This is a genomic window from Streptomyces sp. SID14478, assembly GCF_010548525.1.
In the GTDB taxonomy this organism is placed as follows: domain Bacteria; phylum Actinomycetota; class Actinomycetes; order Streptomycetales; family Streptomycetaceae; genus Streptomyces.
Window position 1 is genome coordinate 1 of the sequence record NZ_JAAGMG010001313.1, and the last position, 7,184, is coordinate 7,184.

General features: G+C 71.1%; 7 protein-coding genes. 3 read left to right on the plus strand and 4 right to left on the minus strand.

From position 1 onward, the window contains the following. Positions 1-707, plus strand: a 707-nt coding sequence (locus G3I40_RS41755; RefSeq protein ID WP_164560014.1) for an adenosylhomocysteinase, incomplete at its 5' end; no start/stop codon positions are given. A gap of 87 nt (positions 708-794) precedes the next feature. Here G3I40_RS41755 and G3I40_RS41760 read toward each other — a convergent pair. The 3 genes from G3I40_RS41760 to G3I40_RS41770 form a co-directional block, all read right to left on the minus strand. Beyond that, on the minus strand, positions 795-1,427 hold the full coding sequence (locus G3I40_RS41760; RefSeq protein WP_164560015.1) for a dTDP-4-dehydrorhamnose 3,5-epimerase family protein: 633 nt from the start codon (positions 1,425-1,427) through the stop codon (positions 795-797). A gap of 20 nt (positions 1,428-1,447) precedes the next feature. Then, positions 1,448-2,224 (minus strand): class I SAM-dependent methyltransferase, encoded by a 777-nt coding sequence (locus G3I40_RS41765; RefSeq protein ID WP_164560016.1) that lies wholly within the window; start codon positions 2,222-2,224, stop codon positions 1,448-1,450. A 135-nt stretch (positions 2,225-2,359) separates the two neighbouring features. Then, positions 2,360-4,084, minus strand: coding sequence for a TlrC/CarA/OleB/SrmB family ABC-F type ribosomal protection protein (locus G3I40_RS41770; RefSeq protein ID WP_164560017.1), 1,725 nt, complete (start codon positions 4,082-4,084; stop codon positions 2,360-2,362). 467 nt (positions 4,085-4,551) lie between these two features. Between G3I40_RS41770 and G3I40_RS41775 the strand changes: the two genes are divergently transcribed. Further along, positions 4,552-5,721, plus strand: coding sequence for a macrolide family glycosyltransferase (locus G3I40_RS41775; RefSeq protein ID WP_164560018.1), 1,170 nt, complete (start codon positions 4,552-4,554; stop codon positions 5,719-5,721). Between the two features lie 15 nt (positions 5,722-5,736). Continuing rightward, a complete protein-coding gene (locus tag G3I40_RS41780; protein WP_343245196.1) occupies positions 5,737-6,723 on the plus strand; it encodes a Gfo/Idh/MocA family oxidoreductase in 987 nt (328 codons plus the stop codon). A gap of 6 nt (positions 6,724-6,729) precedes the next feature. Here G3I40_RS41780 and G3I40_RS41785 read toward each other — a convergent pair. Further along, positions 6,730-7,184 (minus strand): NAD-dependent epimerase/dehydratase family protein (locus G3I40_RS41785; RefSeq protein WP_164560019.1); only part of this gene is annotated, 455 nt, incomplete at its 5' end.

Consider the following 7,184-nt stretch of genomic DNA (forward strand, 5'->3'; position numbering starts at 1 on the left):
TGATCGACGGCATCAACCGTGCCACGGATGTCCTGATCGGTGGCAAGACGGCGTTGGTGTGCGGTTACGGCGATGTCGGCAAGGGGTGTGCGGAGTCGCTGCGCGGTCAGGGTGCCCGGGTGATCGTGACGGAGATCGACCCGATCTGTGCGCTGCAGGCGGCGATGGACGGCTACCAGGTCGCGACGCTGGACGAGGTCGTGGACCAGGTCGACATCTTCGTGACGACGACGGGCAACAAGGACATCATCATGGCGTCCGACATGGCCCGGATGAAGCACCAGGCGATCGTCGGGAACATCGGTCACTTCGACAACGAGATCGACATGGCGGGCCTCGCGAAGATCGAGGGCATCGTCAAGGACGAGGTGAAGCCGCAGGTCCACACGTGGACGTTCCCGGACGGCAAGGTCATCATCGTGCTGTCCGAGGGCCGTCTGCTGAACCTGGGCAACGCCACGGGTCACCCGTCGTTCGTGATGTCCAACAGCTTCGCGGACCAGACTCTCGCGCAGATCGAGCTGTTCACGAAGCAGTCCGAGTACCCGACGGATGTGTACGTGCTGCCCAAGCACCTCGACGAGAAGGTCGCCCGGCTGCACCTGGACGCACTCGGGGTCCAGCTCACGACGCTGCGCCCGGAGCAGGCGTCGTACATCGGTGTCGAGGTCGAGGGTCCGTACAAGCCGGACCACTACCGCTACTGAGCACCGCCACGCAGACGTGTGCGGAGCACGCGTGACCGCCGGGGCACAAGGGCTACCCGGCGGTCACGTCCGTGCCACGGCGGGCCGTTACAGCACGGCCTCCAGCGCACGGCAGGTCTCGTAGTCCGGCAGGACGCCCGCCTCCAGCGCCTGGGCCAGAGTGGGGGCGGCGACGTCGCGGCCGGACAGCACCGGCTCGACGCCGTCGATCGTGACGGGCAGCCCGAGCGCCGGGTCCAGCGGGGAGACGGCGAGTTCGTCCTGCGCCACGTACGGCCCGGACATCTGGTACATCATCGTGGTCTCGTCCTCGAGCGCCACGAACACGTGGCCCACACCGACCGGCAGGTAGGTGGACCGGCAGTGCTCCTGGTCGAGCTCGATCGTGTCCCATTGGCCGAAGGTGGGCGACCCCACCCGCAGGTCGACCACGAAGTCGCGAGCCCGGCCCCGCGCGCAGTACACGTGCTTGGCCATGCCCGGCGGCGTCGCCGTGTAATGCACTCCGCGGACCACACCGCGGCGCGAGACGCTGTGGCTGGTCTGGACGAACGGGAAGGGGTGCTCGGTCGCCGCGACGAACTGCGCCTGCTGGTACGTGGTCACGAACAGGCCGCGCTCGTCGGGGTACACCGTCGGCGTGAACTCCAGGGCGCCCTCGATGGCGAGTTCCCTGACGGTCGTGGGCGTCGTCGTCGCGCCGATCTGTCGCGTCGTCATCACAGGAACCCGTGGCCCGCTCACTCGCCCCACTTCATGTAGATGACCGGCGGCTCGCGGCCGGGCAGCTGGCGCAGCGGCCCGCAGTCCAGGCCGAAGACCTCCCGCAGCGCGGTGGTCTCCCCGGGCCACTTCGGGTGGGCCAGCTCGTCGAACGCGAGGATGCTCCCCTTGGTCAGGTGCGGCCGGATCGCCTCCAGGAGCTCCTTCGTCGGCTGGTGCAGATCCAGGTCGAAGTAGGCCATGGCGATGACCGTCTCCGGGTTGTCCTCCAGGTACTGCGGAACGGTCTCGCGCACATCGCCCTGCACGACGAAGGAGCGCTGCGTGTGCCCGAACGGCTCGGACGCCTCGTGGGCCGCCAGCACCTCGCGCAGGTGGTCGACCTCGTTCTCCGGCACCGCGAACCGCCCGGCGACGGCGCTGGTGCTGACCTTGTCGACGTCCTTGATGTCGTCCGGGAAACCGGTGAACGTGTCGAAGCCGATGATGCGCCGCAGCGAGTTGTACGGCTCGTAGATGCTGCGCAGGGCCGTGAGCGTGGCCAGGTGACGGCCGTGCAGCACGCCGAACTCCATGATGACGCCCGGGACCTCGGGCAGCATGCGGTACAGCGCGTCCATGGAGAGCAGGTCGGCGAGCTGGTGGCGGCGCAGATAGACGGGCAGGTTGTCGATCAGGTACTCGGGCGGGATGGGGCTGTCGACGAGGAGCTTCGTGAGCCGCTCACGTGCGTTGCGTTCCTGGTCCGACTCGTGGGGGACGATGCGCGGATCGGTGAATCCGTCCTTGGCCATGAGAGGGCTGTTCCTTTCGCCGGTGGGTTCAGAAAAGCCGGAGCGTGTTCACGGCAACGCCGGTGTCCCCCGGGCGAGTTGGGGGTGATCGCTCCGTCGTACCGTCCCACGGGGCGGTACGACGGAACAGCCGCGTCAGTCGCGGATGGAGCCGTTCTCCAGGCGCACTGTGCGCCCGGTGAACCGCCGCTCGAGCATGCGGTCGTGGGAGACGACGACCAGTGCTCCCCGGTAGTGCGACAGGGCCTCTTCGAGGTCCTCCACCAGCGCCGGGGACAGGTGGTTCGTCGGCTCGTCGAGCACCAGCAGGTCGGCCGGATCGTGCAGCAGCCGGGCCAGGGCGAGGCGCCGGCGCTGACCGACGGAGAGCCCCGCCACCGAGGTCGCCAGGTCCGACGGCTTGAACAGGCCCAGGCCGAGGAGCGCCCCGCGGTGCGCGTCCGCGTCGCCCGGCAGACCCGCGCCGAACGCGTCCAGCAGGCTCAGCGCGGGATCGGTGACCGGTGACTCCTGCGGGAGCCAGCCGGTGCGCGCCGGGCGGGTGCCCGTGCCGCGGTCCGGTTCCAGGTCGCCGACCAGCACCCGCAACAGGGTGGACTTGCCCGCCCCGTTGGGGCCCGTGATCAGCACCCGCTCACCCGCACGGACCTCGAAGTCCGGTACGTTCAACCGCTGCGGGACCTCCACGTGGTACAGCCCCGCTGCCACCGAGGAGCCCGCGGTGTCACCGCCCTGGATCCGGGCCGCGAAGCGCATCGGCTGCGGCGGGCGGGGGACCGGGTTCTCCTCCAGCCGGCGCAGCCGTTCCTTGGCGTTGCGCACCCGGGCGGAGATCTGCTTCTCCACACTGCGCTGGTGCCGGCCGTTGGTCCGGTCGGCGTTGGCCCGCGGTCCGGCGGCCGCGTGGCTCGCCGCGGCACGCGTCAGTTCGCGCTGACGGGCCAGGTCCTCCTTCCATTCCTGGTGCTGCTGCTCCCGGCGCAGCCGCAGGGCCGCCTTGGCCTTGAGGTAGCCGGCGTAGCCGCCGCCGTGGCGGTGGATCGTGCACTGCTCGGCGTCCACGTCCCACAGCGCCGTGGCCACCCGCTCCAGGAAGACGCGGTCGTGCGAGATGACGAGGATGCTGCCGCCGTGGGAGCGCAGATGCTCTTCGAGCCACTCCAGGGCGGACCGGTCCAGGTGGTTCGTGGGCTCGTCGAGCAGCATCAGCTGCGGTGCGGCGGCGAGCACACAGGCCAGGCCCAGACGGGCCTGTTCGCCGCCGGAGAGGCTAGCCAGCCGCCGGGTGGTGTCCACGGACGCCAGCCCCAGGCCGTGCATCGCGGCCTGCACCCGGGCGTCGGCCGCGTAGCCGTCCCGCGCCTCGAACGCCTCGGTGAGATCGCCGTACTCGGCGAGCAGGGCGTCCAGCGCCTCGCCCTCCGCCTCGGCCATCGCCGTCTCGCAGCGGCGCAACGCGCGCTCCAGCGACCGCAGTTCGGCCAGCGCGTGGTCGATGGCGTCGCGCACGGTGTCGTCGGGCGACAGCTCGGGGATCTGCGGCAGATAGCCCGTACCGCCCGGCGCACGTACCAGAACACGGCCCTCGTCGGGCTTGTCCACCCCGGCGATCAGACGCATCAAGGTGGTCTTGCCCGATCCGTTCTCCCCGATGACGCCGATGCGCTCGCCGAGGGCCACGGACTGGTGCACCCCGTCCAGCAGGCGGCGGGTGCCCCGGGAGTGCTGGATGTCGTCCAGCACCACCTGGAAGCCGCCCGGCGACGAAGCGGCTCCTGCCGCGTCCGGCGTGAGCGGGTCGGTGGAGGGCGAGGCCGCGTCCGTGGCGGCAGATGAGTTCGTGAAAGAGGTGTCATGCATGGATTCGCACGCCGTTTCATCCGTAGGTCCGAAGAAGTCGACCGAGGCGGGTGCACTGCTCGAACGGGTGCCGAAGACAGGCGTGACCGCATGGCGCAGGACAAAAGGATGTCGTGAAAGGCCAGTGCGGCGCTTGAGCGGCGGAAGAGGGCCCCTGGAGAAGCGGCCGTGCCGTACCTGTGACGCCCGGAGCAGATGCCCGCGGGACGGCGTCAGATGTAGTAGTAGCCTGCGGCGGCGAAAGTGAGAATCACGCAAACAATCTTAGCAGAGCCTCTTTGCGCAGGTGAGGTGATGTGTGGTGGGGAACCGGCCAAGTACCGTTGGTTTTCGGCTCTGGTGGGCGCCGTGCGGCGGGTGTGGTTAGTGTCTGCGGCATGCAATCTCCCCAGCTCTACGGCTGACGCGGGCCGCGGCGCCCCATTTCCTTCCGTCCCACGCCGTAGCACCGAAAAGAGTCCTCATTCATGTCCCGTCGCCATATCGCGATGATCGGCAGCCCCATCGTCAGCCACGTCCTGCCCGGCATCGAAGTGATCCGTGAACTCGTCGCCCGCGGGCACCGCGTGACGTACGCCGACGACCCGGTCGTCGCCGAGCAGATCACCGCCGCCGGTGCCGAGTTCGTCCCCTGGACCACCACGCTCCCCGTCGCCGACAACAGCTGGCCGACGGACCCGATCTCCGTGATGAACCTCTTCCTCGACGACGCGATGCAGTCGCTGCCGCAGCTGCGCGCCCACTACGACGAGGACCCCGCCGACCTGTACCTGTACGACATCGGCTCCTACGCGGGCCGCGCGCTCGCCGAGGCGCAGGGCCGCCCGCTCGTCCAGCTCTCCCCGACCTACGTGGCGTGGAAGGGCTACCAGGAGGAGGTCGGCGACGTCCTGATGGGACTGCCGGGCGCCGACGCGTACCGGGAGAAGTTCGCCTCCTGGCTGGCCGCGGCCGGGGCGCGCACGCTGGACGTCGACGCGTTCAGCGGCATGCCCGACCGGTCCATCGCGCTGATCACCAAGGCCATGCAGCCCCACGCCGACCGCGTGGACACCGACGTGGTGACCTTCGTCGGCCCCTGCCTCGGGGACCGCTCCGGTCAGGGGGGCTGGAGTCGCCCCGCCGACGCCGAGAACGTGCTGCTGGTCTCCCTCGGCTCCGCCTACACCCACCAGGTGGAGTTCTACCGCCGGTGCCTGACCGCCTTCGGCGACCTGAAGGGCTGGCACGTCGTCCTCCAGATCGGCAGGCAGACCGACGCCGCCGAACTCGGGGAGATCCCGGCCAACGTCGAGGTGCACAACTGGGTGCCGCAGTTGGCGATCCTGGAGCAGGCCGACGCCTTCGTCACCCACGCCGGCATGGGCGGGAGCAGCGAGGGGCTCTACACCGGGGTACCGATGATCGCCGTACCGCAGGGCGCCGAGCAGTTCGGCAACGCCGACAAGCTGGTCGAGCTGGGTGTGGCCCGGCGCATCGACACCGACGACGCCACCGCCGAGGCGCTGCGCTCGGCGCTGCTGGAGGTCACCGGAGACCCCGAGGTACGGCGCCGCTCCGCCGAGCTGCGCGCCCAGCTGCTGGCGGAAGGCGGCACCCGGCGGGCCGCCGACCTCATCGAGAACGCCCTGGACTAGGGCGCCCTGGGCCGGGTGGGGGAGACAGCGGTGGACCGGGTGCGGATGGGCGTGCTGGGCTGCGCCGACATCGCCTGGCGGCGGATGCTGCCCGTGCTCGCCGCGCACCCCGCGGTGGAGCTGGTCGCGGTCGGCAGCCGGGACGGCGCCAAGGCGGCCGCGTTCGCCGAGCGGTTCGGCGGCGAACCGGTGGCCGGGTACGACACCGTGCTCGGCCGCCCCGACGTCGACGCGGTCTACGTCCCGCTGCCTCCCGCACTCACCGCCGACTGGACACGCCGCGCGCTGCAGGCCGACAAGCACGTCCTGTGCGAGAAGCCGCTCACCGGCAGCGCGCGGCAGGCGTCCGAACTGCGGGACCTCGCCCGCGCCCGCGGCCGCGCGCTGTTCGAGAACTACATGTTCCTGTGCCACCCCCAGCACCAGCTCGTCGACGACCTCCTCGCGGCCGGACGCATCGGCCGGCTGCGTTCCCTGAGCGCCGAGTTCACCATCCCCGCAAAACCCGCCGACGACATCCGCCACCGCCGCGACCTCGACGGCGGCGCGCTCACCGGCGTCGGCGGCTACCCCCTGCGCACCGCCCTGCGCCACCTCGGCCCCGGCCTCGAAGTGGTCGGTGCCTTCTTGAGAGCGGACCCGCACACCGGTGTCGACACCGGCGGGGCGGCGCTGCTCAGGACGCCCGACGGGGTCCCGGCCCAGCTCGGGTTCGGCGTGGAACACGCCTACAGCTGCCGCTACGAGCTGACCGGATCGCTGGGCCGCATCACCGTGCCCCGCGCCTACACGCCGCCCGCGGACCACACGGCCGTGGTCCACCTGGAACGGGGCGGGGCCCACGAGGAGCTGACCGTCCCGCCGCACGACCAGTTCCGCTCCGTGGTGACGGCCTTCGTCGCACACATCCGCTCGGGCGCCCCGTCCCCGCTCACGGGCGGGGCACTGGTGGAACAGGCCAGGCTGGTCGAGGGCGTCCGCGCCGTCGCACGGCTGCCTTGACCCCGGTCAGGACCGGCGTCGGGCCACCGCCGCCACGACGTCGTCGACGGCCCGGCGCAGCGGCACCTCGGGACGCCAGCCCGTCACGTCCCCGAAGAGCGAGGAGTCGACGTCGAGGTCGCGGAGGTCACCGGTCTCGGCGTACGCGGGAGGCTCCACCGACAGCACCGGAACGGGTGGCCGGCCCGTGTGCCGGGCCGCGCTGTCGGCGATGGTGCGAAACAGGTCGCCGAGCGGCACGACGTGCCCGCCCACCGCGCAGGCTTGGCCGTCGAGGTCCGCCGCGTGATCGAGCGCGAGGGCGAAGGCGCGGGCCGCGTCGGCCACGTCGAGGAACTCGCGCCGTACGGTGCCGTCGTGCCACATGGTGAGGGTCTCGCCGGACAGGGCCCGCCGCGCCATGGCGGGCGTCACCCCCGCCTCGCTGCCGACCGTGGTGGGCAGACGCAGCGCGACGCCGC